The sequence below is a fragment of the Phycisphaera sp. genome (assembly GCA_025916675.1).
Taxonomy (GTDB): domain Bacteria; phylum Planctomycetota; class Phycisphaerae; order Phycisphaerales; family UBA1924; genus JAHCJI01.
Genome location: CP098402.1, coordinates 2,996,418 through 3,022,205, shown reverse-complemented (window position 1 = coordinate 3,022,205; position 25,788 = coordinate 2,996,418). Strand labels below are relative to the sequence as shown.

At 67.3% G+C, this 25,788-nt stretch carries 22 protein-coding genes and 2 tRNA genes; 10 read left to right on the top strand and 14 right to left on the bottom strand.

The features are described from left to right. Positions 1-48 precede the first annotated feature (48 nt). Genes efp through NCW75_12840 form a run of 3 tightly spaced genes read left to right on the top strand, consistent with a single transcriptional unit; the run spans position 49 to position 2,357 of the window. A complete protein-coding gene (gene efp / locus NCW75_12850; protein UYV12176.1) occupies positions 49-609 on the top strand; it encodes an elongation factor P in 561 nt (186 codons plus the stop codon). Between the two features lie 4 nt (positions 610-613). Then, the gene (locus NCW75_12845) at positions 614-1,177 is read left to right on the top strand and encodes a shikimate kinase (protein ID UYV12175.1); all 564 of its coding nucleotides are present in this window, start codon (positions 614-616) and stop codon (positions 1,175-1,177) included. A 49-nt stretch (positions 1,178-1,226) separates the two neighbouring features. Beyond that, positions 1,227-2,357, top strand: a complete 1,131-nt coding sequence (locus tag NCW75_12840) for a PA0069 family radical SAM protein (GenBank protein UYV12174.1) — start codon at positions 1,227-1,229, stop codon at positions 2,355-2,357. A gap of 21 nt (positions 2,358-2,378) precedes the next feature. Here NCW75_12840 and NCW75_12835 read toward each other — a convergent pair. The 5 genes from NCW75_12835 to NCW75_12815 all read right to left on the bottom strand — a co-directional run bounded on the left by NCW75_12835 (position 2,379) and on the right by NCW75_12815 (position 9,699). Continuing rightward, positions 2,379-2,450 (bottom strand) — tRNA-Gly (locus NCW75_12835). Between the two features lie 107 nt (positions 2,451-2,557). Then, positions 2,558-3,757: a terpene cyclase/mutase family protein gene (locus tag NCW75_12830; protein ID UYV12173.1), complete on the bottom strand. Its 1,200-nt coding sequence runs from the start codon at positions 3,755-3,757 to the stop codon at positions 2,558-2,560. Positions 3,758-3,788: 31 nt separating this feature from the next. After that, a complete protein-coding gene (locus NCW75_12825; GenBank protein UYV12172.1) occupies positions 3,789-6,263 on the bottom strand; it encodes a hypothetical protein in 2,475 nt (824 codons plus the stop codon). Then, positions 6,264-8,639, bottom strand: coding sequence for a VWA domain-containing protein (locus NCW75_12820; protein ID UYV12171.1), 2,376 nt, complete (start codon positions 8,637-8,639; stop codon positions 6,264-6,266). It lies immediately after the preceding gene. Positions 8,640-8,646: 7 nt separating this feature from the next. Next, positions 8,647-9,699: a DUF58 domain-containing protein gene (locus NCW75_12815; GenBank protein UYV12170.1), complete on the bottom strand. Its 1,053-nt coding sequence runs from the start codon at positions 9,697-9,699 to the stop codon at positions 8,647-8,649. Positions 9,700-9,803: 104 nt separating this feature from the next. Here NCW75_12815 and NCW75_12810 point away from each other — a divergent pair, with 104 nt between their 5' ends. The 3 genes from NCW75_12810 to NCW75_12800 all read left to right on the top strand — a co-directional run bounded on the left by NCW75_12810 (position 9,804) and on the right by NCW75_12800 (position 13,182). After that, complete coding sequence (locus NCW75_12810; GenBank protein UYV12169.1) at positions 9,804-10,355, top strand: DUF899 family protein; 552 nt, start codon at positions 9,804-9,806, stop codon at positions 10,353-10,355. A gap of 225 nt (positions 10,356-10,580) precedes the next feature. Continuing rightward, positions 10,581-11,282: a hypothetical protein gene (locus NCW75_12805; GenBank protein UYV12168.1), complete on the top strand. Its 702-nt coding sequence runs from the start codon at positions 10,581-10,583 to the stop codon at positions 11,280-11,282. A 148-nt stretch (positions 11,283-11,430) separates the two neighbouring features. Then, positions 11,431-13,182: a right-handed parallel beta-helix repeat-containing protein gene (locus tag NCW75_12800; protein ID UYV12167.1), complete on the top strand. Its 1,752-nt coding sequence runs from the start codon at positions 11,431-11,433 to the stop codon at positions 13,180-13,182. A gap of 81 nt (positions 13,183-13,263) precedes the next feature. Here NCW75_12800 and NCW75_12795 read toward each other — a convergent pair whose 3' ends face one another. Beyond that, complete coding sequence (locus tag NCW75_12795) at positions 13,264-14,127, bottom strand: DUF1559 domain-containing protein (protein ID UYV12166.1); 864 nt, start codon at positions 14,125-14,127, stop codon at positions 13,264-13,266. A gap of 233 nt (positions 14,128-14,360) precedes the next feature. Here NCW75_12795 and NCW75_12790 point away from each other — a divergent pair, with 233 nt between their 5' ends. From NCW75_12790 to NCW75_12780, 3 genes are all read left to right on the top strand, one after another. Next, entirely contained in the window at positions 14,361-15,653 is a 1,293-nt protein-coding gene (locus NCW75_12790; GenBank protein UYV12165.1) for a hypothetical protein, read from the top strand. Positions 15,654-15,832: 179 nt separating this feature from the next. Further along, positions 15,833-16,663 carry a prepilin-type N-terminal cleavage/methylation domain-containing protein gene (locus tag NCW75_12785; protein UYV12164.1) on the top strand — a complete coding sequence of 277 codons (831 nt, stop codon included), beginning with the start codon at positions 15,833-15,835 and terminating at the stop codon, positions 16,661-16,663. An 80-nt stretch (positions 16,664-16,743) separates the two neighbouring features. Then, entirely contained in the window at positions 16,744-18,333 is a 1,590-nt protein-coding gene (locus NCW75_12780; protein UYV12163.1) for a hypothetical protein, read from the top strand. Positions 18,334-18,410: 77 nt separating this feature from the next. Here NCW75_12780 and NCW75_12775 read toward each other — a convergent pair. The 7 genes from NCW75_12775 to NCW75_12745 form a co-directional block, all read right to left on the bottom strand. Further along, a tRNA-Gly gene (locus tag NCW75_12775) sits at positions 18,411-18,482 on the bottom strand. A 102-nt stretch (positions 18,483-18,584) separates the two neighbouring features. Then, positions 18,585-20,483 carry a sodium:proton antiporter gene (locus NCW75_12770; protein UYV12162.1) on the bottom strand — a complete coding sequence of 633 codons (1,899 nt, stop codon included), beginning with the start codon at positions 20,481-20,483 and terminating at the stop codon, positions 18,585-18,587. A gap of 25 nt (positions 20,484-20,508) precedes the next feature. After that, complete coding sequence (locus NCW75_12765; GenBank protein ID UYV12161.1) at positions 20,509-20,931, bottom strand: ASCH domain-containing protein; 423 nt, start codon at positions 20,929-20,931, stop codon at positions 20,509-20,511. Next, positions 20,928-22,409 (bottom strand): D-glycero-beta-D-manno-heptose 1-phosphate adenylyltransferase, encoded by a 1,482-nt coding sequence (rfaE2, locus tag NCW75_12760; protein ID UYV12160.1) that lies wholly within the window; start codon positions 22,407-22,409, stop codon positions 20,928-20,930. The genes NCW75_12765 and rfaE2 overlap by 4 nt, the downstream gene beginning before the upstream one ends. 334 nt (positions 22,410-22,743) lie before the next feature. Beyond that, positions 22,744-23,067: a hypothetical protein gene (locus tag NCW75_12755; GenBank protein ID UYV12159.1), complete on the bottom strand. Its 324-nt coding sequence runs from the start codon at positions 23,065-23,067 to the stop codon at positions 22,744-22,746. Between the two features lie 13 nt (positions 23,068-23,080). Continuing rightward, complete coding sequence (locus NCW75_12750) at positions 23,081-23,476, bottom strand: response regulator (GenBank protein ID UYV12158.1); 396 nt, start codon at positions 23,474-23,476, stop codon at positions 23,081-23,083. 104 nt (positions 23,477-23,580) lie between these two features. Continuing rightward, complete coding sequence (locus NCW75_12745; GenBank protein ID UYV12157.1) at positions 23,581-24,477, bottom strand: DoxX family membrane protein; 897 nt, start codon at positions 24,475-24,477, stop codon at positions 23,581-23,583. Between the two features lie 206 nt (positions 24,478-24,683). Between NCW75_12745 and NCW75_12740 the strand changes: the two genes are divergently transcribed. Next, positions 24,684-25,010 carry a hypothetical protein gene (locus NCW75_12740; GenBank protein UYV12156.1) on the top strand — a complete coding sequence of 109 codons (327 nt, stop codon included), beginning with the start codon at positions 24,684-24,686 and terminating at the stop codon, positions 25,008-25,010. 219 nt (positions 25,011-25,229) lie between these two features. On the opposite strand, the gene NCW75_12735 is transcribed toward NCW75_12740, so the two are convergent. Beyond that, the gene (locus tag NCW75_12735) at positions 25,230-25,781 is read right to left on the bottom strand and encodes an NADH-quinone oxidoreductase subunit C (GenBank protein UYV12155.1); all 552 of its coding nucleotides are present in this window, start codon (positions 25,779-25,781) and stop codon (positions 25,230-25,232) included. Between the last annotated feature and the right edge of the window lie 7 nt (positions 25,782-25,788).

The window sequence follows — 25,788 nt, the reverse complement described above, 5'->3', positions numbered from 1 at the left end:
CCCGGCCGCCCGATGCAGCGACTCGAAGCAAGGAATGGGAATCACGCTATGAAGGCCAACGAGATCCGCCAGGGCAACGCCATCCAGATCGACGGCAAGGTCTACATCGTCGTCAAGGTCGACCACACCAAGCCCGGCAAGGGCCCGGCCTACTACCAGGTGAAGCTCAAGGACGTGTCCAGCGGCCTGCACATCGACAAGCGATACACCGGTGGCGACTCGGTCGAGAGCGCCCCGCTCGACCGCCGCGAGATGGAGTATCTCTACAGCGACCAGACCGGCGCCACGTTCATGGACACCGAGAACTATGACCAGGTGATCCTGTCGGCCGAGTTACTGGGCGACGCGCTGCTATACCTGGCACCCAACACCACCTGCACCGTGCTGGTGTACGAAGAGAACCCGCTGAGCATCGAGCTACCCGCGAGTGTCGAGGTGGAGGTCACCGACACCACCCCGGGTATCAAGGGCGCGACCGCGACCAACCAGCTCAAGGAAGCCGAGTGCGAGACCGGCCTGAAGACCCGCGTTCCGCCGTTTATCACCATCGGCGAGAAGATCAAGGTCGCCACCGAAGACGGCCGCTACCTCGCCCGCGCCAAGGAGTAGCACCGTGCCCCCGGCCGCCGAGCTGCCCTACGCCGGCCGGCACCTGGTGCTCATGGGCCTGCGCGCCAGCGGCAAGAGCACCGCGGGCCGCCTGGCCGCCCAATCGCTCAACATCGCATTCATTGACCTGGACGCGCTCGTGCTGCGAGAGCTGGGCGCGCGCAGCGTTACCGAAGCCTGGGCCGAGCACGGCGAGTGGGCCTTCCGCGCGGCCGAGGCGGCGTGCCTCAAGACCGCCCTCAGGCGCCATCGCGAGGACGTGCTGGCCCTCGGCGGCGGCACGCCCATGATCAACGCCGCCAGGCACGACCTGCAAGCGGCGGTGGTCGCCGGTGCGGTGGTGGGGCCGGTCTACCTGCATGCCCCGCCCGAAGTGCTGGCCGGGCGTCTGCTGGCATCGCCCGGCGACCGCCCGCCGCTGGGCGACGCCGACCTGCCCGATGAGGTGCGGGGTGTGTACGAGAAGCGCGACAGCGTATACCAGGCGCTGGCGGGTGAAGTGCTAGAGGTGGGGGATCTGGCGGTGGAGGCGGTGGGGAGATGCCTGGTAGAAGTTTGGAAGTCGTAAGGGCCTTTCCTCTCTTGACTTGTGCCAATATGTTTGTATTGTGTCTGGTATGGAGCAATACGAGCCCTCATACCGGGATGCGCTGCCGGATGGCCCCGCCCACCGGCGTGGGGCCGGGCTGAATCCGGGCAACCGGTTTGACGACATACGCCTGCACGTGCTTGGCGAGGAACTCGATCGGCGGTGGGTGGAGCGGGAGGCCGAGGGTGATGAAGGCGCGCCCCAGAGGGTGCAGCGGCAGGTCTTCCGGGACCGCACGAAGACCATCATCAACCGCGTGGCCAGGACCAGCGACGTGCCGTTCGATTGGACGGTGAACCCGTATCGCGGCTGCGAGCACGGGTGCATCTACTGCTTCGCTCGGCCGTACCACGAGTATCTGGGGTTCAGTTGCGGGCTCGACTTCGAGACCAAGATCATGGCCAAGCCCGAAGCTCCCGAGTTGCTCAAGCGGGAGCTGGCGAAAAGGAGTTGGAAGGGCGAGCCCATCGTGATGTCGGCCATCACCGACGTGTACCAGCCCATCGAGCACGAGATGCGCATCACGCGGCAGTGCCTAGAGGTCATGGCCGAATGCAACCAGCCGGTGAGCACGATGACCAAGAGCGCGATGGTGCTGCGCGATGTCGACTTATGGCAGCGGCTCGCGGCCAAAAATGCCGGCCGTGTGATCGTGACGCTGGTGACCCTTGATGCCGAATTGGCGCGCACGCTCGAGCCACGGGCGAGTGCGCCGGCCGGCCGGTTACGCACGATCCGCGAGCTGACCGACGCGGGCGTGCCGGTGTCGGTGAACATCGCGCCGATCATTCCGGGGCTGACCGACACCGAAGTGCCGAGGATATTGGAAGCCATCGCCGACGCGGGCGCGAAGCGGGCGGCGTGGGTGCTGCTGCGCCTGCCGTATCAGGTGAAGGAGCTGTTCCTGGAGTGGCTGACACGGAACGTCCACCCCGATCGGGCGCGCAAGGTCGAGTCGCTCATCCGCCAGGGCCGCGGCGGCAAGCTCTACGACGCGAGCAAGAATCGGGGGCGGGGTGAGGGCCCCATCGTCCGGCAGATCAAGCAGAACTTCGACGTGTTCAGCCGCCGGTACGGGCTGAATCGCGACGTCCGGCCGCTCTCAGGCGCCCACTTCGTAAAACCCGACGTGAGCGGGCAAATGGGGCTGTTCGGCTAGCGGAGAGCAGAGAATGAAGAAAGCGGGCGAACGGACTCGAACCGTCAACATTCAGCTTGGAAGGCTGACGCTCTACCATTGAGCTACGCCCGCAAGGCACGATTTGCACGATAATTTCGCGACCCAGTGCGGTCCCCGGGCCATGGGGAGTGTAGCCAAACGGCCAGCCGGGGTCCAAACCAACGCGAGCGCGGGCGCCGTCAATCGAGCACCTCGCCGAGCGCCACCATCGCGTAGGCGGTGATGAGTACGGGATCGCTCTCCATCCAGCGGTCGTTCACCGAGCGGAACGAGCCGTCGGGCTGCTGCAATTCGGCCAGCCGGTCGACGAGGTCGTCGGCCCAGTTGGCCTCGCGCGTCGAGCCGTCGGCGTTCACGACCTCAAGCGAGGGCTCGCCGAAGGCGTCCAAGGCCCGGGCGAATGTCAGCAGGAAGTAGTACGTGCCCTCGGCCCCCAGGCCCGGGTTGTGCTCGAGCGTGTAGTTCCTCGAGATCCACTCGCGTGCGGCCGTGACGCGGAGGTCGTCGGTGGCCAGGTCGGCGTACACGTAGCTCTTGAAGCCCGCGTAGGTCATCGAGCCGTACGCGCGTAAGCGGCTGATCTTCGTGCCGTCGTCGAGGGTCTCCTCGATCATCGCGGCCTTGCTCTCGCCCTGGCCCATGGCTTCACCGCTGGGGCTCGTGGCGTACACGAAGCCACCCTGCCGGGAGCGATCGGCGTACTCCATGTCGTTGATGCGATCGTCCATCTGCGTGCGCTCGAGGAAGACCAACGCCCGCCGCACCGCCGGGTCGTCGCCGGGCACGCCCGCCTCCTGGAGCGCCCACATGAACATGTGCAGATTGCTGTTGTCGGGCCGGCCGTGGCTGCCATATCCCACGCCGCCATAGAACGGGTGCTCTTGTTGCACGCGCAGCTCTTCTTCGGGTGCGACCTCGCTGTATTGCATGCCACGCAAGAAGCCGAGGGCCTTCTTGACGGCAGCATCGGCGCGCTGGGTGTCACGGCGTGCCAGCGCCGCCAGCGAGATGGCCGTGTTATACTGAGGCAGGATGCGGTCATAGATGCCGCCATCGTTCTGTTGCATCGCGAGCACGTACTCGTATCCGCGATCCAGAGCGCGCCCCGTCGCTTGGTCGCGCTGGGAGAAGGCCTCGTCGGCGGTCATACCAAGGAGCACTAGGCCGGTAATCGCGGGCAGGTTCGGGCCATCGGGGCGCACGTTCCATCCGCCGGTGTCGCCGTCCTGCTTGCTCAGCAAGAACGCCGCCGCCCGATCACGCATCTGCCTGGCCTGGTCGAGCTGCGCATCGCTCGGCTTGCCTCCGGTTTGCGCGAGCGATATCGAACTCGCGGCGAGCACGCAGGCGATGGTTGCTACTCGCTGTATTGTCATCATGATTCGCCCTCCAAGGCTCGGGTCCAAGGTATCAGATGAGTCGGATCAGCCGCCGGCCCACCCACTCCATCGCGAGCAGCACGAGCAGCACCACGAGCACGATGGGCCGGTCCCACAACGGCTCTACCTGGGGCTGCCCGGCGATGACCACCTCTCGCCTGGGCAACGCTTGGGGGAGCTCGCCGAGCGTGTCCATCCCCAGCACGCGCCCCCCGGTGCGTTCGGCCAGCGAGGCCAGTAACTCGTGGTCGGCCATCGGGTCGCGCAGCTCGTCGCTATCGGCGAGCACTTCCAACTCGATTCGCAATCCCAGCGGCGCCAGCAACGGCTCGTCGACGATGATCTCGTACGTGCCCGGCTCGGTCGGCAGCCACGAGGCCGCGTATCCCTGCGACAGCGCCCTCCGCGCGCCGGTGTCTTCGACACCCAGGGTCAGCGTCTGGGCCATGCCCGACTGGCTGTCGTCGTCGATGGGCCGCACCTGCGCGCGGACCGACGGCAAACGCCGGTCGACCAGCGACTGGTCGAGCAGCCGCACCTCGACGCGTGCCGGTCGCTCCACGAGCGCGGGCCTGGGCGACACGCTCAGGGCCGCCTCGGCCCCGGTGCGTGCCAGCCGCCCGCGCGCCTGCATGCGGACCAAGGGAAGATAGAACCGCTCGAACAGCGGCTCGCCTCGCGCGTAGCGGTACCGCCACACCTCGTCGGTGGCAACATACACCACACGTCCCGCGCCGTAGGGCATCGTCATGACGGCGGGCATCGCCGCGCCGGCCTGCTCGGCCGGCTCGAAGCGCGCCAGCACCTCGGTCGTGGGCTTGAGCGCGCCCTCTTCGATGCGCTGCCACCACCAGAAGCGGTTCCATCCCGTCCGCGGGTCGCTCAGATACTCGGGCCACGTCGACAGCGTCTCATCGAGACGCAGCACACCCAGGCGCTCGCCCGAAGCGGTCCGATCCAGCACGACGGGCTGGCTTGAGGTGGCAATGCCCGACCCCTGGTCCATGCGGAAAGGCAGCAGGTCTTCCAGCGGCGTGCCGCGCCAGCTCGCGGGCGTGTTGCTCGTGCCGCCGATCCACAACAGCCCCGCACCCCGGCTGGCCACGTGCTCGCGGAGCTGGTCGAGCTGCTCGGCACTGAACAGTCCTGAACGGACATCGCCGATGATGACCACGTCGTACTCGGCCCACTCCTCGTCGCTCGTGGGCGGGTAGCCGATGGTGACGTTGCCCTCTTCGATGAAGCTCCGCCGCGCGGCCAGCAGCAGCGAGCTCGACCGCACGCTCGGTTCTCGCAGCAGCATGCTGGTGATGTAGCGCCGCTCCCATCGCGGGCCGCCATCGATATACAGCACCCGCAGCGGCCGATCGACGACGCGGACGCGCAGGTTGGCCTGGTCGTTCTCGCTCAAGAGGTCGGGCGTGTCGGGCACGAACCGCACCACCCAATCGGCCTCGCCCGCGGCGAGCTCGCCGGCCACGAGCGATGCCTCGGCCGCATCATCCTGCCAACGCTCGTCGTCCGCTTCGATGCGGACCTGATCGATGACCTCGCCCGCATCATCCTGCCAACGCTCGTCGTCCGCTTCGATGCGGACCTGATCGATGACCTCGCCCGTTGTGCGATCTTCGAGTCGCAGCACACCCGACGAGCCCGAAGCCGGTCCCCGGCGATCGAGCCGCACGTTCACGGGTGCCTGATCGCCGGCGAACGCCGCCTCGGGCGCGACGGCCTGCACGATCGCCACATCCGTTGCCGCCTGCGGGCTGCCCAGCGGCACGACATGCACTGGCACGCGCTCGCCGACGAGCCGCCGGAGCACCGCGGCCGATGGCTCGTCGATCGACCGGCCATCGCTCAGCACGACCACCGCCGACAGCGGGCGCGCCGCGGCGCGCGTGAGCGCACCCGAGATGGCGGCGCCCAGCGCGGTCCGCCGGCCGTCAGCTTCGGGGAGTGCGGGCGGCCCCACGCCTTCGTCGTCGATTGCCGATCGCGCGCGTAAATCGAAAGCGGCCGCGTCGAAGCCGAGCCAGACCATCTCGCGATCGCCGGCGAGCTCGGCGAACATCGGCGCGTGACGGTCGAGGAGGACACGGGCTTGCTCGTCGCGCGTGGCGCGCGCGTTGCCGTCGATCGTGATGGGGGCATCGGCTACGCGCATCGATACGGAGCGGTCGACGAGCACCAGCACCCAATCGGGTTCCAGCCTTTCGTTCACACGCTCCAGTCGCGGGCCGAGGGCCAGCACCACCAGGATGAACAGCAGGAGGGATCGCACGAGCGCGAGCGACCACCGCGCCGCCTTGGGGCCCTCGAGCTTTCGGTAGCCCCACCAGCCCAGCGCAATGCACCCCATGACCACGAGGGCCCAGCCCCACGTGGGCAGCGGTCGCTCGAATCCGAGCGTCACGCCGTCCTGGCCGAACCCGAGCTCGCGCAGCGCGAACACGCGGCTGAACAGGCCGTCGGGCGCGATAGTGGCAAGCGAAAGCAGCATGTCCATTCAGGCCGCCTCCCGCCTCGTGTTGGTCGATGTGCTCACGCCCGCGGCGCCGGGCACCTGCGCGTGGCTGAACACCCGCGCCAGGACCGCTTCGAGCATGGCCAGCGCCAGGGCAACACCCAAGAGGATCGCCCCGAGGGCGAGGCTCGGCTCGGTCCGGGCCATCGCCTGTGTGGGTGCGACCGCGCCCTCGGTCGCGCCGCCGGGCCGGTCGAGCCAGGACAGGGTGTCGTCGTCGGCCAACTCAACCCCAAGGGCATCGGCCACACCCTCGCGGACCCGCTCGCGGGCGACGGCCTCGCGCGCGGCGCCGCGGTGATCGGGAGCGACGGCGACGACACCCACGGGCCGGCCCGCGCCGTCGAGCGCCAGCCACGGGCCGGCGCGGCGGAGCGGCCGGAGGCTCCGGCCCTCGTCGCCGACCGCAACCGGCGCGATCGAACCACCGGCGGCCACGTTCCAGCCCGGGCGCAGCTGCACGGCCACGCTCGGGGCCGCCGGACGCGCGCCCGCGATCGACGGGTGTGATCCGACGGCCAGCCCCACGCCCGAGCGTGCCAGTTCCTGGACGAGCGGCACGATCGCCGGGCGCGCGGGCAGGTCGGTCCAACTCGCGGCCAGCGGCATGGCAAACACGATCACCAAACCATCGCCGTTGGCACCACCGGGCCGGGACACCAGCGCGGCGGGCGAGCCATCGGCCAGGGTCAGCAGGCTGCCCGATCCGCTGCCGGGCTCTGTGGCCAGCGGCAGGCTCCTGCTCACCGTGACCGGGCGCAACAGCGATTCGAGCTCGCCCTCGATGAGGCGCAGCAGGCCGAGCGGGTCGTCACCCGGCGCGCGCGAAACGCCCAGGGGGGCCTCGTGGGCCAGGGCCTCGGGCCCGATGGTCCACGGCACGCCGAAGGCCTCGGTGAAGCGGTCGGCCCACGGCGCGAGCGAACTCGCGGGATCGGGGAACACCGCGACCAGCCCGCCGCCGCGTGCGAAGCCGGCGAGCGCACGCCAGCCGCCCGCGCGGAGGTCGTTGGGCGCCAGCACGAACGCCGCGTCGACGCGCGCGAGCCGGGGCACGTCGACCACCGAGGGGTCGAGCGTCGTTGCGGCGATATCGGCCAGCGGATCGCCCTCGCCCATGGCGTCGGGGGCCAGCGCCACGCGCAGCCACGCGGCCGGGTCGTCGGGGTCCAAGCCGCTGGCTGGTGACCCAAGCGTGTCGGCGGTGTCGATGATCGCCACCGACAATTGCCGGCGGAGGGCGACGATGGCCACCGCAGAGTCGTTGCCCGGAACACCATCCCGGGTCGCGTCCGGATCGATCTGCGCCTCGAGGTAGGCCAGCCCCCGCGGCCGGCCGACCACCTGCGCGTCGAGCACGACCGACGCGGTGCGCTCGCCCGGCCGCAGGCGCGCCGCGGCGGTCGACCACGGGCCGGGCCCGCCGTCGTCCACGAACCGCAGACGCACGCCGATGGTTGCCTCGGTGTCCAGCCCCGCCCCGGACCGGCCGACGAGCACGCGTGCGGGGGCGCTCACGGCCACCGCTTCGCCCTGCCCTACGACCAGCACGGGGCGCACTGGAGTGAGCGACGCGATGCCGACGTCGCTCGTGGGGCCGGTGCCTGACAGCGCCGGATCGCTCACCAGCACGGAGACGCGCGGGCCCCGCCCATCACCCTCGGCGATCGCGCCCGGCGTCGCCGACGCATCGGGAAACACGCCCGCGACGCCGTCGGCCAGCACGGCGACAACCCAACGCCCACCAACTACGTCATCGCGTGCGGCCGCGGACAATCGCTCGGCGACCAACGCCAGTGCGCCGGCCGTATCGGCCGCGGTGCTGGTTGGCGCAAGGTCTTCAAGGAACTGGCTGATCGTGCCGAGGTCGCTGGTTGGAGCGAGCGCGCTCGCTGCCGGCAGGTCGGCTTCCGAGGCTAAAGGCCCCGAGAGCGGGATGAGGATCGCCCGATCACCACGGTCGGGCCTCAGGCTCTCCAGCAGCTCGACGGCCATGGCCTTGTGCCGGTCGAGAGCGGTGGTATCGCCACCATCGGGCGCCCCCGATGCGATCGAGTCATCGATGACGATGGCTAGCGTGACGGCCGACGAGCCGAAGGGCGAGTTGCCCGCCAGCCCTCGCAGCGTCGGCCGCCCGAGTGCCAGCGCGATGGCGGCAACAAGCAGGCACCGCACAGCCAGCAATAGCAGCCTTTCGAGCTGCAACCTCCGCCGACGTCGCCGGATGGCCTCCATCAGGAAGCGCATGGCCGCCCAGGGCGTGGGCTTGCGCCGCCGCCGCATGAGCAGGTGGATGGCGATCGGGATCGCGATCGCCGCCAGGCCGGCCGCGAGGATGAGGGGGTTGAGGAAGGTCATGCGCCCATCACCCCATCTTGCTCCGCTTCAGCAAACTCTCACGCCGCGCCGCGTAGGCAGCCAGCGGTGGGCCCAGCCAGTCGTGCGTGCTCAGGCGGTGCAGATCGAAGCCAACGCGGCGCAGCCCTCGATCGAGTGCGCGCGAGTGGTCGGCCATCGCTTCCAAGTAAGCAGGGCGGAGGGCACGCGGATCGATGCGCAGCTTGCCCTCGCCTTCCAATCCCTCGAACGGTGCCGGATCCTTGAAGGCAAAGTCCGTCTCGCTCTGGTCGAGCACCTGGAACGCGATGGCGTCGTGCCCGCGGTGCTTGGCCCGGGCCCACCCGGCCTCAAGCACGCTCGTATCGGTGAAGAAGTCGCTGATGACCACCAGCAGGCACTTGTTGTTCAGCTTGCCCAACGCCTGATCGAACACGCGTGCGAAGTCGGCCTGGCCATCGACCGGCGCCTGCGCGAGCGCCGACACGATACGCCGCCAGCTCCCCTGGCTGCTCGAACGCTCGACACCGCCCAGGATGCCGTCGGCGAACGTGTACAGCCCAACACGGTCGCCCTGCCGCAGCGTCACGTAGCTCAGCGCGGCCGCGAGGGCCGTGGCATGATCGATCTTGCGCCAGTTGTTCTGCCCGCTCGGCCCGGTCGATTCGCCCGTGGCCGCCGCGTCGGCGAATGTTCGGCTGCCATACGCCATCGACCCCGAGGCATCGACCAAGACCACCAGGTCCAGGTTGGTCTCCTGCTGGTACTGCTTGAGGTACAGCTTGTCGCTGCGGCCGTAGACCTTCCAGTCCAGGTGCCGCAGGTCGTCCCCGGCCACATACTGGCGGTGCTGGGCGAACTCGACGGATTGGCCTTGATAGGGTGAGCGGTGGGCCCCGCTCATCACGCCCTCGACGATCATCTTGGCCCGAAGCTCAAGGCTGCCCAGCCGGGCCAGCGTGGCCGGGTGCAGGTAGAGCGTCGGGTCGATCCGCTCGGGCATCGCTGCGGGCTTGGCTGCCGGGGTGGCGACCGAGGCCGGGTTGGCTGGCGCGGGGGTTGTGGTGGGGGTGTCGGCCACAGCCGATGGTATCGGGCGTTTCTCACCCGGGAATCCCGTAGATGCCCGTAGAAACCGGCCTTACTGTTGGGAAACCCCAGCCCAACCCAACAGGAGGGAAACCCATGCCCAGCGATCGCTTCAACAAGGCGTATGAGAATCTCCTGAACGCCAAGGCCGAGATGCGCACCGTGATGAAAGAGGCCTACGGCCCCGAGGTGAAGGAGGACTACGAGTTCCAAACCGAACAGGGGCAGGTCAAGCTCAGCGAGCTCTTCGGCGAGCACGACGACCTTCTCGTGATCCACAACATGGGCCGCAGTTGCAACTACTGCACGCTCTGGGCCGACGGGCTGGCCAGCCTGGAGCCCATGATCACCGAGCGGTGCGCGCTGGCGCTCTCGAGCCCCGATGCGCCCGACACCCAGGCCGAGGTGAAATCCAAGCGCGGCTGGCCATACCAGATGGTGTCGGTCAAGGGCAACCGCTTCGCCCACGACATGGGCTACGTCTCAGACCACGGCTACATGCCGGGCGTCTCGGCCTTCCATAAGAACGAGGCCGGCGAGATCACCCGAACCGGCTCATCGTTGTTCGGCCCCGGTGACGATTTCTGCGCGATCTGGCCCTTGTTTGACCTGCTCGAGGGTGGGGCGAACGGGTGGGAGCCGAAGTAGCGCCATACGCGCTTGGGAAACTGGGCATTCTCGTGCTGGCCCCATAAGTCCTGATCCCGCAAAAGGGCGCGATCAAGGCAAGCGAGGCCGCCCGTAACACTTGATCTACAGGCCAGTTGCGGTATGTTTATCCTGCCCATCTCGCCGCTGTGGCGAGTGGCTGTAGCTATACCATCGTTCGAGGTCGCCCTGAACCGACGACGGTTGTTGTATTGGAGAGATGAGATGAGCAGAGCAGTACTCCTGAGCGTGCTGGCAGGCGTGGGCCTGGCCAGCAGCGCGCTGGCCGACCCGGTGGTCCTCTTCCAGTCGAAGCTGGGCGACCACCCCGACGGCGCCAAGCGCCCGCCGGCCTACGGGCTCCGGCTCGACAACGTCTTCGCGGACCAAGGCGCCAGCGGCGTGACCACCTTCTCGTTCCAGCAGAGCGGGGCCAGCGTCTTCCTCAAGATTCTGGACATGAACAGCGATGGGACCGCCGACGCCATCAACATCTCGGGCAAGATGTACGGCGGCGTGGACACAGGCTCGAGCTACGGCTTCGGCGAAGGCCTCTACGACCTCGACTTCACGTTCTCGATGGGCGTGTCGACCGAGACCGATGGTTGGAAGGCCAGCAGCTTCGCGACCAACAGCGGCTCGCTGACCGCGCTGGCCGGCAACGCCGACATCGCCGAGGGCACGTCGTTCGACTTCTACCAGCAGGCCGACGCGATGGCCAAGGACTTCGCGTTGCTCCGTGACGCCCACCGCTACCCCGGCTTTGGGGGCTTGGTCGGCCGCGGTTGGATGACCTTCAACAGCGATGGCAGCAACTCGGCCGGCACGCAGGACTTCCTGTTCGTCGCCGTCCCGCTGCCCGGCAGCGCGGGCCTGGCGATGGCCGGCCTGGGCCTGGTGGCCGTCCGCCGCCGCCGCTCGGCCTGATTCGACAGCCATTCGCACGATCGAAGCCCGGGCGCACGCCCGGGCTTCGATCGTGCGCCAGCGCGATTCCCCTTGTTTGCCGGACCGGTTTCTGGTATGCTGGACATTCTGGACGCCCAGCATCGGCCGAACATCCAAGGAGGTCCGCATGCCCCGACCAATCTACATCGCGTTATTCTTCTGCTCGGTGGTGGCCGCCCTGGCGTCGGCCCAAACGCCCGTCGAGGGCCGCATCGACACCGACACGACCTGGACCATCGCGGGCAGCCCGTACGTGCTGACGGGGGATGTGGAGGTGGTGGGTGGGGCGACGCTGACGGTTGAGGCGGGTGTCAGCGTCGAGGGCATGGCGAGTGCGCGGCTGATGATCGGAGGGGTAGCCGACGGCGACATCGGCACGCTCCATATTCCGGGCGAGGGAGCACTGCGCGTCGGCTTCCGAGCGCACGATCCGGACGAACCGTGGGTGGGCATCGTGTTCCGCCAGAATGCCTCGGACGCGGTCTTCTCGGCGAGCGGGGAGTTCCTGGGCGGATCGATCATCCGCGGGGCGGTCGTGCAGCAGGCCAAGGCACCCATCAACATGGAAGGCGCGTCGGCATACCTCGAATCGGTCATCGTGTATGGGCCGCAGGACCCTACGGGCTCGGGGATCTTCGCGGAACTGCGTGTACCGACCGTGAAGCGTGTGCGTATGCGCGATGTCGAGGTAATCGGTTCGGACGGCTACGGGCTGTTTATCATCGGCGGAGCAGGACACATCTTAGAAGACTGCACATTCGACCGCAACGGCACTGGAGCCGCAATCCAGGCGATTGCCAGGGTGCCGCCTGATTTTCCGCGGGATCGCATCGAGCGGTGCGTGTTCGTACGAAACGGTATTGCAGCCGCCCCTTCACTCCGTGGCGGGGGGGTGGTGTTTTTGGGCATCGGAGGGGTAGACTTCAGCGAGTGCGTGTTTGCCGCGAATTCGGCCCACACCAACGGTGGCGGGATCTGGGGCTTCGCCGCCGAAGCAAGCTTCACGAACTGTCAGTTCAGTGGCAATTACGCCGGAGAAGCCGGCGGTGGTATGGACTTCGATGCCGACATGGTCATTGAGGACTGCGCGTTCACGGACAACAGGGCCGAGCGATCGGCTGGGGGTTACCTCGGATTTGACAGCCGTTCGTTGACCATGCGCAGGTGTGAGTTTCGTGAGAATGAAGCGGGCCGAGGTGGCGCGATGTCTCTCTCGTTCGGAGTCGCCAACGTCGAACACTGCGATTTCGTGGGGAACCAATCCACCAGCGACGGCGGGGCGGTTCGATTCTTCCGAGGCGAGAGCCAGATCACGTTCACCAGCAACAACTTCATCAACAACACGACCGCTGGTGCCGGCGGGGCCGTTAGCTTAATAGATTCCGACCTCCACGAATCCGTCACCTTCACCGGCAACACCCTCGAGGGCAACATCGCCCGCCTCGGCGGGGCCGTCTACACCACCAACATCGATGACGACGTCTCCACCTTCAGCTTCGCCGAGCGCGATGGCCTGATCAACACCTTCCGCAACAACACCGCCCAACTCGGCGACAACATCTACCACGCCAGCCCCGTTGACATCGACGCCACCGGCGTCTGCTGGGGCACGCCCCTCCCCGCCGCCATTGCCAACCGCATCCACGACGGCCGCGACGAGCCGGGCCTGGGCATCGTTTCGTTCGACCCCGTCGCCACCATCTGCGACACCTGCCGCACCGATCTCGACGGCGACGGCGCCCTCACCCTGTTCGACTACCTCGCCTTCACCGGCCTCTTCGGCCTGAGCGATATGCAGGCCGACTTCGACGGCGACGGTGCGCTGACCATCTTCGACTTCCTGGTGTACCAGACCGAGTTCGACGCGGGCTGCGGCTGAGCCCGGGGCCATATCACGCACAGAGGCCGTGCCCACCGGGGCACGGCCTGTTTCATTTCTCATGCTCGCGGCGAGACCGATCTATCGCGGCCGGCCGGGCTCTTCCCACTGGTCGGTGTACCACGGCAGGGTGTCGGGCAGGTTCTTCTTCGGGATGTCCGAGACGTGCCCATCGAGCCAGCACGTGTTGCAGCTATGGCCGTGGCGGAAGTACTCCTTGTCCTTCTCGTCGCCGTGCTGGTACAGGTCGTTCAGCGTGTCCCCATTGCCGTCGATCATCTGCTCGTAGCCGTCCTGGAAGACGATGAGCTTGGACGGATGGCCGACTTCGGTGACGCGCTTAGGCCTGGCGGTGTTGTAGCTGCCGGCCTTCCACAGCGCGCCCTCGCTGCCCGGGCCGTCGCGGAAGACGCCGTTGAAGCACATGGTCGCGTAGTCAAAGTTGCCCTCGGCTCCACGACCGGTGATGCCGTAGCGATCGATCTGTTTAGCGCTCGGGCAGGCCCACACGTCCCAGCCCGAGAGGTGGCTGCGATTGCCGATGCCGACGCTCTGATCGAACATGTGATCGGCCACCTCAACGCCAAGGTAGCTGTCATACAGCCCGCCCCAATAACCCCACTGACCCAGGCCGCTGGAAACGCCGGGCACGCGATAGTCCTCGTAATATGGCAGCAGGAAGTTGATCTCCGAGCCACGGCCGCCTCGTACCTCCATGCGGGAGGAAAAGTTCTGCCGGCTGCCGTGGTGGTACTCGTTGTAGTCCAGCGTGTACGCGGTCCACGCGGTCATGATCTGCTTCATCTGCGATTGGCACTGGACCTTCTTGGCCGCCTCGCGTGCGGCGCCCAGCGAGGGGAGCAGGATGCCGATGAGCAGCGCAATGATGGCGATGACAACGAGCAACTCGATCAGTGTGAATGCGCGGGGTCGCGGTGTGGGCATGGCGTGTCCTCTCAATATCAGACAGGGTGTGGCGAGGCGATGCGAGTGTGATGCCGCTTTCGATCATTCCGGCGCGGATCATCTCCGTCATGCGCCGTTGTGCGTGTTCGCGCACTCTTCATACCGTCTTGTTGCACGCTTATTGCGGTGCTGACATTGCGGATGCATTCGCTTTCTACGGTTGGATCCGAGGATAAGACGCGCATCAAGACACCACACACGGAGAGATACCCATGAACCGCACACGCACGCTCGCCCTTGCCGCTGGCCTCGCGCTCGCCGCCACCGCCACGACCCTCGCGCAGGAAGGCACGCTGGTTCCCATATCCCCGGCGACCACGACCGGCGACGTTGATGCCTTTACCTTGTCGCTCGATGGCCAGTTCATCTTCTTCGTAGGCTCGGTCGACGACGGTGTCAGTGGCGACCACCTCTACCGCATCCCCATCGCCGGCGGCACCGCCGAGATCTGGAACGACCCGACGCTGCACAACGACGTGGATGAGGCGCCCATCGTCGGCACCGACTTCGTCTACTTCAAGGGTGACCAGACCATCGGCAACCCGAGCAACGAGTGGTTCCGCCTGCCCATCGGTGGTGGAGACCAGCTCCAGATCACCGACGGTACCGGCATCGCCGGCGACGGCGTGCTCATCAAGGGCGGCACCGAACTGATCTACCTCAACGACGAGTCCAGCGACGGCATCTTCAACGCCCTGACCGACGGCTCGTTCGACATCTTCGGCATCACGCCGCTCGACGTCGACATCGACCAGTTCCAGTGGGACGTGACCGAGGATGGCGAGACCCTCATCTACGGCAGCCAGTTCGCCGGCGGCCCACAGCCCCAGGTGTTGGGCGTCTTGCCCACCGACGGCTCCTCGTTCGACCCGCAGTTCATCACCCCCATCGACGTGCCCGACTTCTGGGAGATCGTTGATGGCGAGCTGACGCCCGACGGCGAGTTCTTCGTTTGCACGGCCGACTTCGACTTCGTCGACACCCAGAGCCTCGTCCGCATCCCCACGACCATCGGCGACGTCCAGGTCGAGCCCATCGTGTCCCTCGATGGCGAGTTCCAGGACATCGACGGCCTGGCCGTTTCTCCCGACGGCACCATGGTGGCCTTCAGCGGTGATATCGACGTTGATACCGTCGACGCGCTATACGTCGTCAACATCGACGGCACGGGCCTGCGGAACCTGACCCCCGACCTTCCCGTCTACGCCGACGTCACCGGCGGCTACGGCGACATCCGCTGGTCGGCCGACAGCAGCCGCATCTACTTCATCCGCGACCGCGACTTCGACGGCGAGCTCGCGCTCTACTTCGTCGATCTGGACGGCTCCATGCCCTGCCGCGCCGACATCGACGGCGATGGCGACCTGACCATCTTCGACTTCCTGGCGTTCCAGAACGCCTTCGACTCGGGCGACCTGGCCATCGCCGACTTCGACGGCGACGGCAGCCTGACCATCTTCGACTTCCTGGAATTCCAGAACGAGTTCGACGCCGGCTGCCCATAAAGCCAGCACCAACTGAAGCCTGAACGAGGCCCGGGCGCAAGCCCGGGCTTCTTCATGTCCTGTGCAGATTTCGCAAAGGAAGCGAAGAACGCGCCACGCCGCCATCAACATTGCGAGAGGACTGCGCGAAACCCATGAACGCTGATTGTCTTGCCCACGTCGCCCCGCTTACATCGGACATGCAAGCCAAGTCACGCCTCGCACGCCATGCCTTCACGCTCATCGAGCTGCTTGTCGTCATCGCCATCATTGCGATCCTCATCGGCATCCTGCTGCCCAGCCTCGGAGCGGCCCGAGAGTTGGGCATGACCGCCGTGTGCAGCAGCAACTGCAAGCAGATCGCTATGGCCAGCCTGCTCTACGCCCAGGACGACCGTAAGGACGAGTTCTGGCCGCCCGCCCAGTGGGCCCGCCTGCCCCGCTACGACACGCCCGAGGGTGAGGCCACGCCCGGCTTGCTCTACGAGTACCTCGAGGCCGCTGACGAGTGCACCGCCTGCCCCAAGAACAAGCGTCGCAGCAGCGACGGGGCCGACAAGTCGACGCTGTTCTACTCCGACATCGACTTCGACTACACCATGGCCGCCAGGATGGCCGGCGCTACCCCACACACCGACGTGCAGTTCAAGTACGCCGATCCGAAGCTGGGAGGTGGCCTGCCCCGCGTGCGTGACGAACTGGCAAAGAACGTACTCCTGCCCTTTGACGGCACGCCCCTATTCGTGGAAGAGAGCCTCGAGTGGTACGGCGACAAGATCGTCGACGGCCTCTGGGGCAACCGCGACCAGGTGACCAACCGCCACGACGGCGGTGGGCATATCGCCATGTTCGACGGCAGCGTCACGAGGTTCGTCTCCCCCAAGGGCCCGCGCGGCGAGGCCTTCCAGGAAGACGAGGACTTTGAGGCCAACGACTTCTACGTCAAGGGCCATCCCAATGACCCGTTCTGGCACCAGTTCGACGGCGGGGTTTCCGGCCGAGGCTGGGGCTGGATCAACAACCCCAAGTGACCACGGTCGGTCGCTTCTCCCCAGCGTCGATCGAGGTCCCCATTCGTCTCCCAGCACCGTTCCAAGAGAGAGGTATTCCCATGCAGCATAACAGCGTGATCTCCGTCCTTGCCGTCGTCGGTGCCGCCGCCACCGCGATGGCCCAGGCCCCCGCCGTCACCGTTCCCACCGGCACCGACGTGCTTGGCGAGTCGTTTCAGGCCCCCGGCGCCTGGCCCGGCGCCACCGTCTCGGGCGCGTGGTTCAACTTGAACCTGGCCCCCGGCACCGTCCTCGATGGCGCGGGCTCCGATCGCCTGCTCGTCGATGACCAAGCCAGCGGCCCCGTCCGCTGGACCAGCGGCTGGACCAACGAGGGCGACTTCGACGCCAATTTCGGCCCCGGCTTGGTCGACGACCCTCGCAGCTACCTCGACGGCGCGGGCGGCTTCTGGGATGATTATCGCGGCAACCCGCCCGGCTCCACCCCGGGCGCCGGCCCGCTGCGCCTGAACAACGGCCTGCCCACCTATGCCTGGGCCGCCCACCCCTTCATTGGCGTCATGACCGTCGCCATCGCCAACAACGGGCGCGACAACGACAACACCGTCTTCGGCTTGCCGGTCGGCACGCTGTACGCGCACGGCGGCTTCGCGATCGATAGCTTCCGGAGCGGCCAGGCCTACAGCCCCATCGACGGCACCCACCGCAACGGCGATGGCTCGGGCTACCTGGGCTTCTTCTCAGTCGGCACCGCCACCGAGGCCGTGGTCGACTTCAGCGCCACCATGTTTCCCTTCGAGCAGGGCTGGCTGGGTGGCTGGGTCCGCACCGAGCAGGCCACCGGCACCGGCACCGCCGCCTGGGTCTCGGGCTCAGGTGGTGAGTACGCCACCGCCGGGCTAAGCCCCGACGTGGTCACTTGGGAGTCCACCTTCAGCCAGACCAGCGGCCGCATCGACCTCCCGGGTGTCACGCCCGACGACGGCATGCTCTTCACCTGCTACGCTGGCGACACCAACGACGCCAGCCTCATTGCCGTCCTCCCCGACGCCGACGGCTGGAACTTTGCCATGCGTCGCGACGACACCATCGACAGCAGCGGCGGTGGCATCCGCGAGCTCGATGGCCAGTCACGTTTCGGCTTCGTGTTCGTGCCCTACGGTGCCAGCAACTTCGTTGGCGGCTTCATTGATGGCATCAGCGGACGCGTGATCGACGGCAGCGGTATCACCGTCACCCGCGTCGAGGCAGGTGTCTACGAGATCGAAATCCCTGGCAAGGACAAGACCACCGGCAGCGTCAGCCTGCAGATCGCCGACAACCTACCCGGCTCGGCTGGCGTACCCGACATCACATTCGCCAACTTCGACTACGACAGCGCCAAGGGCGTCTTCGTCGTCAATACCCGCTTCCTGACCTTCGGCGACGATGTGTTCGGCGAGGCCTGCGAGCTCCGTGACGCCAGCTTCTATTTCCTCTACAGCGATTTCGAGACGCCCATCAGCCTCGAGGACGCGTGCCGCGCCGACATCGACGGCGATGGCGACCTGACCATCTTCGACTTCCTGGCCTTCCAGAACGCCTTCGATGCCGGCGACCTCACCACCGCCGACTTCGACGGCGACGGCAGCCTGACGATCTTCGATTTCCTGGCCTTCCAGAACGAGTTCGACGCCGGCTGCGCGTAAACAACTGCAAAACCACGAAAGGAATAAGCCGCTCCCAATCGGGGGCGGCTTGTCATTTGCAGGCAAAAGTTCTCGAAAGCGGGTGAACGGATTCGAACCGTCGACATTCACGTTGGCAACGTGACGCTCTACCACTGAGCTACACCCGCGTCAGGGCCTCAAGGATATCGACCAACCCACTTGGCGTCAACACGAAGGCTCGATCGGGCGGAGAAGGATCGAGTCATAGACGGGTTTTGTCCGGAGGCCGCTTAGTCCGATTTCTCAACCGACTCCTCCGATTCCTCGTCGCCGTTAGCCTCTTCGCCTTCGCCGGCCGCGGCCTTGTTCTTGGCCGGTCCGATCTCGACCCCGATGAAGTGCATGCCCTCGGGGGGCCCGTCGGGGAAGGCCTTCTCGACGTCGCCATCGTCGATCATGTGGACCTGGCCCTGCTCGTCGACGCCCACGATGGCCACCGCCCCGACGCCCGCGTCTTCCCAGGTGGCCACGCGCGCCAGGCCCGCGTCCATCTGGAAGAGCATGTGCCGGATCGGCCGGCCCCACTTCATGGCCGTGCCCGGTTGCGGCTGGCCCTTGGGCGATGGCACCGGCTTATCTCGCCGCCACCGAAGCACGTGCGGCACGCCAAAGCGCTGCGCCGCCCACAGCGATACCGCGCCGTCCACCTCGTTGTTGTCCGAGAGCGCCAGCACGTTGCCGTAGCCGGTCGACGCGACCTCCTGGTCCATCCAGCGGATGTCGGTGGCACTGCCCATGCTCGTGCCGATGCCCTCGCTGGCTGCCGCCGCGATGTTCGCGGCGTTCGTATCCACCAGCCGTACTGGCACGCTGAGCGCCCGGAGGTGGGCGGCCAAGTCCCGGCCCAGGCGATGCCCGCCCACGATGATCACGCCATTGGGCCGCCCCGCCCGCACCTTCAAGAGCGTGGCCAGCGGCCCGGCGGTCAGGCCTGCGAGGGTGACCGTAACCACGATGACCAGGATGACGAGCGTCTCCAATTTCTCCGCGTTGGTGACGAGATCGGGCCGCCCTTCCACGGCTGCGGCCGTGCGCGTCATCTCGATGGCCACGATGGCACCCAGCGCGATGGCCACGATCCCACGCGGGGCAATAAGCGCCGTGTACATGCGCTCGCGAAAGTTCAGGCCCGTTCGGAACGTGCTGGCAAACACCGAGGCCGGCCTGACCAGCAACACCATGGCCGCGACGAAGGCGATCTCCTCCCAACCCACGTTCCACAGCCGGTCGAGCTGCACGCGTGAGGCCAGCAGGATGAAGAGCGCGCCCACGAGCATGACCGCCGTGGTCTCCTTGAACCGGCGCATCTCCTCGGCGCTCGGCCGGGCGGCGTTGGCCAGCACAAGCCCACACAGCGTGGCCGCTACGAGTCCGGCCTCGCTCGACACGGCCTCAGCCAGGCCGAACGACACCATGCACGCCGCCAGGCCCACCAGCACCACGGTCTGCGTGTCGGCCTTGCGATCGCCGCGGATGATGCGAAGCACACGGGAGGCCCCGTACCCGAAGATCACGCCCAGCCCAACACCGGTGACGGCAGGCACCAGGAACTGGACCAAGATGGCCATCGGCCCCGCCTCACCGGGCTGCTCGATGCCAAGGCGCACGATCTCGAGCGTCGATACGGCCGCGACCACGCCGATCGGATCGATCAGGATGCCCTCGGTCATCAGGGCCGAGTGCAGCCTGGGGCTCAGCGGCGTGCGACGCAGGATGGGCTGGATCACCGTGGGGCCCGTAACCACCAGCATCGCGCCGAGCAAAATGGACAGGTCGAGCGGCAGGCCGATGAGATAGTGCCCAAGCAGGGCCGTGAGCATCCAACTCACGATAACACCAACGGTCAGCAGCCCGCGGACCGCGCCCGGTGCGCGCGCGATGGTGTCGCGGTCGAGCCCGAGCCCCCCCTCGAACACCAGCAAACCGACCGAGACCGACACAATGGCCAGCAGCCCCGAGGTGCCCAGGGCGTCGCCGTCGACCAAGCCGAGCCCGTCGACACCGAGCCCGAAGCCGACGAGCAGCAGGAACAGGATGGGCGGCTGGCGCAGCCGATCGCTCGCCAGGGTGACGAGCGCTCCCGCTCCGAAGGCCAACGCCAGGCTTTGTACCGCCCCATGTGCTTCCATTGGCTGCCAGTGTACGGCCGCGACCCTACCCCAGCACGAACCAAGCCCGGCGGTCTCCCCGCTGGCGGTCGAGGGTTGGCCCTTGGCTCACCGGCTCGCACCGTTCCAAATGGACCAGCGTGGCACACCTGGCGTTCCTTGCGGCGTCCCAGTACGCATCATCGCCGCCGATCTGGTCGCGGTGCTCCGCCTCGATCTCCCCGACGCGCTGGGGCGTCAGGTTCTCCCAGGATTGCACCCGCCCGACGCTCGCCCGGACGGCATAGCCCCCGCCGGCGACGCGGAAGTAGACGTCCGCGCCCTTGGCGATCCGCCCGAACGGCGGGCGTTTGTCTCGCGAGAACCGGCTCTCGATGGTCTTCGTGCCCGCCAGCAACGCCTCGGCCACCCACGGATGCACGATGGCCACGTGCTCGCGCACGGCGGTGGTCGCCTTGGGCGGTGTCACCGGCCGGCCCCGAGCCGCGACAGCGCGCTGGTCGTGCTCAGTCCTTGCACGAGGTCGACCAATTCCACGCGTCCGCCGGCCGCCTCGACGACCTTCTGCCCCACGACCTCCTTGCCCGCGTAGTCGGCACCCTTCACCAGCACCTCGGGCTTGATCGCCTCGATGAGCTTGATGGGGGTGTCTTCCTCGAACAGCACGACCGCGCCCACGGGTTCGAGCGCCCCCAGCACGCGCGCGCGGTCCAGGGCGCTGTGGACGGGCCGCCCCTCGCCCTTGAGCCGCCGCACCGAGTCGTCGTTGTTCAGGCCGACGACCAGGAAGTCGCCCAACTCGGCCGACTTCTCGAGCAGCGAGACGTGGCCCGCGTGCAACACGTCGAAGCAGCCGTTGGTGAACACGACGGTGCCGCCGTGGCGCCGGACGCCAGCGATCTCGTCGCACAATTCTTCGATCGTGCGCAGCTTGCCGGTCAATCGTCCGGCCTGCCGCATCAATTCCCGATGCACGTCGGCCAGCGGGATGGGCTTGACGCCGAAGATCTGGACTTCCAGCCCCGCCGCCGCGTTGGCAAAGCGCACCGAGTCGGGCCACGACAGCCCATTGGCGCGGGCGGCGGCCAGGCCGGCCAGCATCATGTCGCCAGCGCCCGTGACGTCATACACCTCACGCGCGACCGTGGGCACCGACACCGGCTCGGCATGGCGTTCGAGCAGCAGCGCGCCATCCCGGTCGAGCGTGAGCACCACGGCATCGCAGTCGAGTTGTCGGGCCAGCTCGTGCGCAAGCTCCTGGCGTTGCTCGGCCGACGTCATGGCGTGGCGACGCCCGGTCGCCCGTTCGGCCTCGCTGCGGTTTGGCGTGATCGACGTGCAGCCGCGATACCGCGCGAAGTCGTCACGCGACGCCGGATCGACCAGCAGTGGCACACCGTGCTTGCGCGCCAACTCAATCACCGCCCGGCAGGTCGCTTCGTCGCACACACCCTTGTCGTAGTCTTCGAGGCACAACACGTCGGCGGTCGGGAGCGCGGCCTCGAGGGCCGCGAGCAGTCGCCCCGAAACATCTGCCGATAGAGCATCGCGAGACTCGAAGTCCACGCGGAACATCTTCTGCGGATGTCGGTGCTGGGCCAGGCCGATGAGGTTGCGTTTGACCGTCGTCGGGCGCGCCGCGTCGGCGATCAGCCCGGTGGTATCGATCTTCGACTTGCCAAGGTGGCGGCGGAGCAACTCACCCTCGGCGTCCTCGCCGGTTACGCCGAACACCTTGACACCGCCACCGAGCGCAATGAGATCCTCGGCCAGATTCCCCGCGCCGCCCGACATGGAATCCTGCCGCGTAACCCGAAGGACCGGCACCGGCGCGTCAGCGCTCAGCCGCTCGGCATCGCCGTAGAGCTGCTGGTCGAGCATGAAGTCGCCCAAGACCAGCGCGTTGAAGGGCTTCCAATTGGCAAGGGCGTCGAGGAGGGTGTCCACGGGCGAGTTTAGGGTGTGCGGGCGGTCTGGGCCCGGGGGCCATGGGCGTATCAAAAAGACACGCCCCCGGCACCCCGGGAGCGTGCGATGAGCCAAGCAGACTCTGACGGTCGACCCAAACCCCGGCGAGCCACCGGTCGAGAGCGGCTGTTCCGATGGGGCCCGCGTCGGGCGGCCGAACTGCAACATGCCGCCCATCGCGAGACGGGCCATGATTCATCGCGGTTCTTGGCTGTCCAGCCCCCGGCATCCAACCAATAAGCGCCAGAATCCACCTAGCTTGACGCCAGGGGCACCCGATAGCGGCGCGCGATCGGGTGCCCGGGCGGGCGGATCAGCCGAAGCTGCGGCCGGTCTCGAGGTCGAGTAGCTTCCAGGGCAGGTTCTTCACCAGCCGCATGAGCACGGGCCAGGCCGTGTCCTCGTCGATCAGGGTCACCAGGCCCTGCGTCACGCGGTCGATGCCCATCGGGAGCTCGACCACCAGGCCCGGGCCGTGCAGGACGATCGTCCCGGCCGACGCGCTGCGCTCCGAACCGTCGGGGGCGGTGTTGAAGTCGGCCAGCTTGGCCGACACCTCATCAATGGTGCCCAGGGGCGGCAGGCCCTCTTCGGCGGGCTCATTCGACGACACGATGACGATCTGGCGTTTGGGCATGGGTCCAGATCCCTCAGGCTCGGGCGGCCAGCAACTCGGCGGCCGTCTCCATCAGTTGGCCCAGCGGCACGGGCTTGATCATGTACCCATCGACCCCAAGCGATTGGGCGTAGGCCTGGTGCCGCTTGCCGTCGTTGGCGGTTACCATGATCACCAGCGGGCTGTCGTCGTTGCCCTTGATCTTCTCGAGGGCCAGAAAGCCAGAGCGGGCCGGCAGCATCATGTCGAGTACCACCAAGTCGGGCTTGGCGTCCAGCGTTAGGGTGATGGCGGTGTTGCCGTCGCCCGCGGTGTGGGTGATGGCACCCTCGGCCTTAAAGGCCGTTTCCATAGCCAGCAGCACGTCACGGTCGTCGTCGACGATGAGGATGGTCGCGTCACGCAGGGCGGAAGTATCGGTTGCTGGCACGAGAAAGGCCTCCAGTCGCTCGGTCCCACCATAGGGGGCTCCTGCCACCAGAGACCTTCGTCCAGAAACCGCCTTGGGTTCCGCAGATTCGGGAGCCGTCGGGGTTAGTCCTCGTCGTCTGCGCGACCTCTGCCCATGACAAAGCGGTCGATCGACAGCATGCCCGGGCCCGAGAACAGCAGCGCCAGGCCCATGGCCAGCAGGGCAAGCTGGTACAGCATCGTGGTGTAGGTCGCGGGGTTCATCGGGTCGTACGGGTCGTTTATGGGCAGGAAGCCCAGCCAGGCGTTGCCGCTCGAGATGGCCGGCCCGATCTGGGTGAGCCACAGCGCCACGCCCATCACGCCGGCGACCGCCAGCCCGCTCAGGCGGGTGAGGGCGCCGATGAGCAGGAACCCGCCGGCGACCAGCTCGGTGATCGCCGCGGCCCACGCCAGGTACTTCGGCCAGGGTGGTGCGCCCAGCCCCTGCGGCACGATCGCCAGGGGTGTGCTCGTGGTGCCATCTTCGGCGACCACGGGTTCGGGGTTGGCACCGGCGTGCAGCATCAGGGCGATCTGGTTCGCCTTACGCACCTTCTGAGGGGCGGGCTGCGTCTGGGCGACGAGGATCACCTCGGTTGGGTCGTCTGCGACTGGGTCGGGCTCTGCGACGGGGTCTTCGGGCTGCGGGGCCGGCTCGACCGGGGATACCGGATCGGGGTCGGACGCCGGATTCTCTTCGGGCAGGGGCTCTTCTTCGGGGATGAGGTCGGGCTCCGGCTCTGGGACCGGTTCCTCGTCCACCGGGTCGGGGATCACCGGATCGGGAACGGTTTGCCCCTTGGGTAGCACGCCCGCGGCGACCAGTTGCGCCCGGTTCTCGTCGGTGACCGCGAACGTACCGAAGACCTTGGTGTAGCCCGCCCAGATGAAGATGATCGCCAGCGCGAGGCGCAGCAGCAGCGGGGGCACGCTCAGGCCTGTGCGCTGGCGGGCTGTGAGGTGTGGGTCGTGGGCCATGGGTGTCCTCCTTGGGGGCCTCGGTCGCCCAAAGTATGCGCGTCCGGATCATGTCTATCGACCCTTGGGCATCGAGACGACCAACCGCCCGCCGCCCGTCCGTTGGGGGCGGTTTTTGGCCCCTTTCCCGGGGGTTATTGGGAGAAGCCCGCCCGCCGTGTCGGCCGGGGATGTGCGCCCAAGCCCTGCGATACCATTCCCTTATCATGGCCCGCGAGAACCGTCCGCTGGACGACATGCCCGACACGACCATCGCCAAGCGGGCCGAGGCCCGGCGGGGTGACGTGCTGGACCACGCCCCCGAGTATGGCCTGCCCGACGACGGCCCCAGCGACGACGACCTGGACCGCTTCGGGGGTGTCACCCAGAACTGCTGGCGCTGCGGCACCGAGCTCTACGACGACGCGACGGTGTGCTGGAACTGCCAGGCCAGCGTCGGCCCGGGCGGCGGCCCCCGCCGGGGCGTGCCGGTGTGGGCCATCGTGGCGGGGGTGGGGCTGGCGGTGGTGATCGCGGCGTGGGCGATCTTCTAAGACCGAGTGTTGCGCCATCCACGGAATCTGGTGTCGGTTTGTTGCGAAACGCAAAACCATTGCGTCGTGCAGCGAGTCGTCCACTCGAAATTTCTCGACGAATTCAACTATGGCCTACTTCTCATTGATAACTGTGAGAAGCCGTTGCGAAATGGATCTGGGTTCTGGTTCTGAAAATTCCACGGCTCACAAATAACAACGTGAACCCGCGGAAGCTCGTTACGCGTCGCTGCGATCCACGATCTTGTAGCTCTCCCGCTCACCACGGCCTCGCACGGGGTAGTCCTTGCGCAGGGGGTGGGCGGGGTATTCCTCCCACGTCAGGATGCGGCGCAGGTCGGGGTGGTTGTTGAAGCGGATGCCGTACATGTCGAACACCTCGCGCTCGGGCCACTCGGCCCCGGGCCAGAGGTCGGTGACGGTGTCGACGTAGAGGCCCGGGTCGTCCAGGATGCCGTCGGTGGGCAGCGTGGGGTCGACGTAGGTCTTGACGAAGAAGCGATCCTCGGTGCTCGTGTTGATCATGTTGTACACGACGGCGAAGCGGCCGGGCATGTCGCCGGGGTAGTTGAGATAGTCCACGGCGGTGACGTCCGAGAGGAAGTCGTAGCCGCGGTCGTTCTTGAGGAAGGCCATGAGGGCGTGCAGGTCCTTGGGCTGCACGATGAGGCTCGACTGCCCGCGGAACTCGGTGCCGTTGAGGGTGGCGCCGGGGAAGGCGGCCTTGATGGCCTTGAAGTTGGGATGGTCGAGCGTGGGCGCGTCGGGCATTCTGGCT

What these genes read in the sequence shown, in the direction of transcription:
- efp (UYV12176.1), top strand. Translation starts at nt 49, where the DNA reads ATGAAGGCCAACGAGATCCGCCAGGGCAACGCCATCCAGATCGACGGC.
- NCW75_12840 (UYV12174.1), top strand. Translation starts at nt 1,227, where the DNA reads ATGGAGCAATACGAGCCCTCATACCGGGATGCGCTGCCGGATGGCCCC.
- NCW75_12830 (UYV12173.1), bottom strand. Translation starts at nt 3,757, where the DNA reads ATGATGACAATACAGCGAGTAGCAACCATCGCCTGCGTGCTCGCCGCG.
- NCW75_12825 (UYV12172.1), bottom strand. Translation starts at nt 6,263, where the DNA reads ATGGACATGCTGCTTTCGCTTGCCACTATCGCGCCCGACGGCCTGTTC.
- NCW75_12820 (UYV12171.1), bottom strand. Translation starts at nt 8,639, where the DNA reads ATGACCTTCCTCAACCCCCTCATCCTCGCGGCCGGCCTGGCGGCGATC.
- NCW75_12810 (UYV12169.1), top strand. Translation starts at nt 9,804, where the DNA reads ATGCCCAGCGATCGCTTCAACAAGGCGTATGAGAATCTCCTGAACGCC.
- NCW75_12805 (UYV12168.1), top strand. Translation starts at nt 10,581, where the DNA reads ATGAGCAGAGCAGTACTCCTGAGCGTGCTGGCAGGCGTGGGCCTGGCC.
- NCW75_12800 (UYV12167.1), top strand. Translation starts at nt 11,431, where the DNA reads ATGCCCCGACCAATCTACATCGCGTTATTCTTCTGCTCGGTGGTGGCC.
- NCW75_12795 (UYV12166.1), bottom strand. Translation starts at nt 14,127, where the DNA reads ATGCCCACACCGCGACCCCGCGCATTCACACTGATCGAGTTGCTCGTT.
- NCW75_12790 (UYV12165.1), top strand. Translation starts at nt 14,361, where the DNA reads ATGAACCGCACACGCACGCTCGCCCTTGCCGCTGGCCTCGCGCTCGCC.
- NCW75_12785 (UYV12164.1), top strand. Translation starts at nt 15,833, where the DNA reads ATGCAAGCCAAGTCACGCCTCGCACGCCATGCCTTCACGCTCATCGAG.
- NCW75_12780 (UYV12163.1), top strand. Translation starts at nt 16,744, where the DNA reads ATGCAGCATAACAGCGTGATCTCCGTCCTTGCCGTCGTCGGTGCCGCC.
- NCW75_12770 (UYV12162.1), bottom strand. Translation starts at nt 20,483, where the DNA reads ATGGAAGCACATGGGGCGGTACAAAGCCTGGCGTTGGCCTTCGGAGCG.
- NCW75_12755 (UYV12159.1), bottom strand. Translation starts at nt 23,067, where the DNA reads ATGCCCAAACGCCAGATCGTCATCGTGTCGTCGAATGAGCCCGCCGAA.
- NCW75_12745 (UYV12157.1), bottom strand. Translation starts at nt 24,477, where the DNA reads ATGGCCCACGACCCACACCTCACAGCCCGCCAGCGCACAGGCCTGAGC.
- NCW75_12740 (UYV12156.1), top strand. Translation starts at nt 24,684, where the DNA reads ATGGCCCGCGAGAACCGTCCGCTGGACGACATGCCCGACACGACCATC.
- NCW75_12735 (UYV12155.1), bottom strand. Translation starts at nt 25,781, where the DNA reads ATGCCCGACGCGCCCACGCTCGACCATCCCAACTTCAAGGCCATCAAG.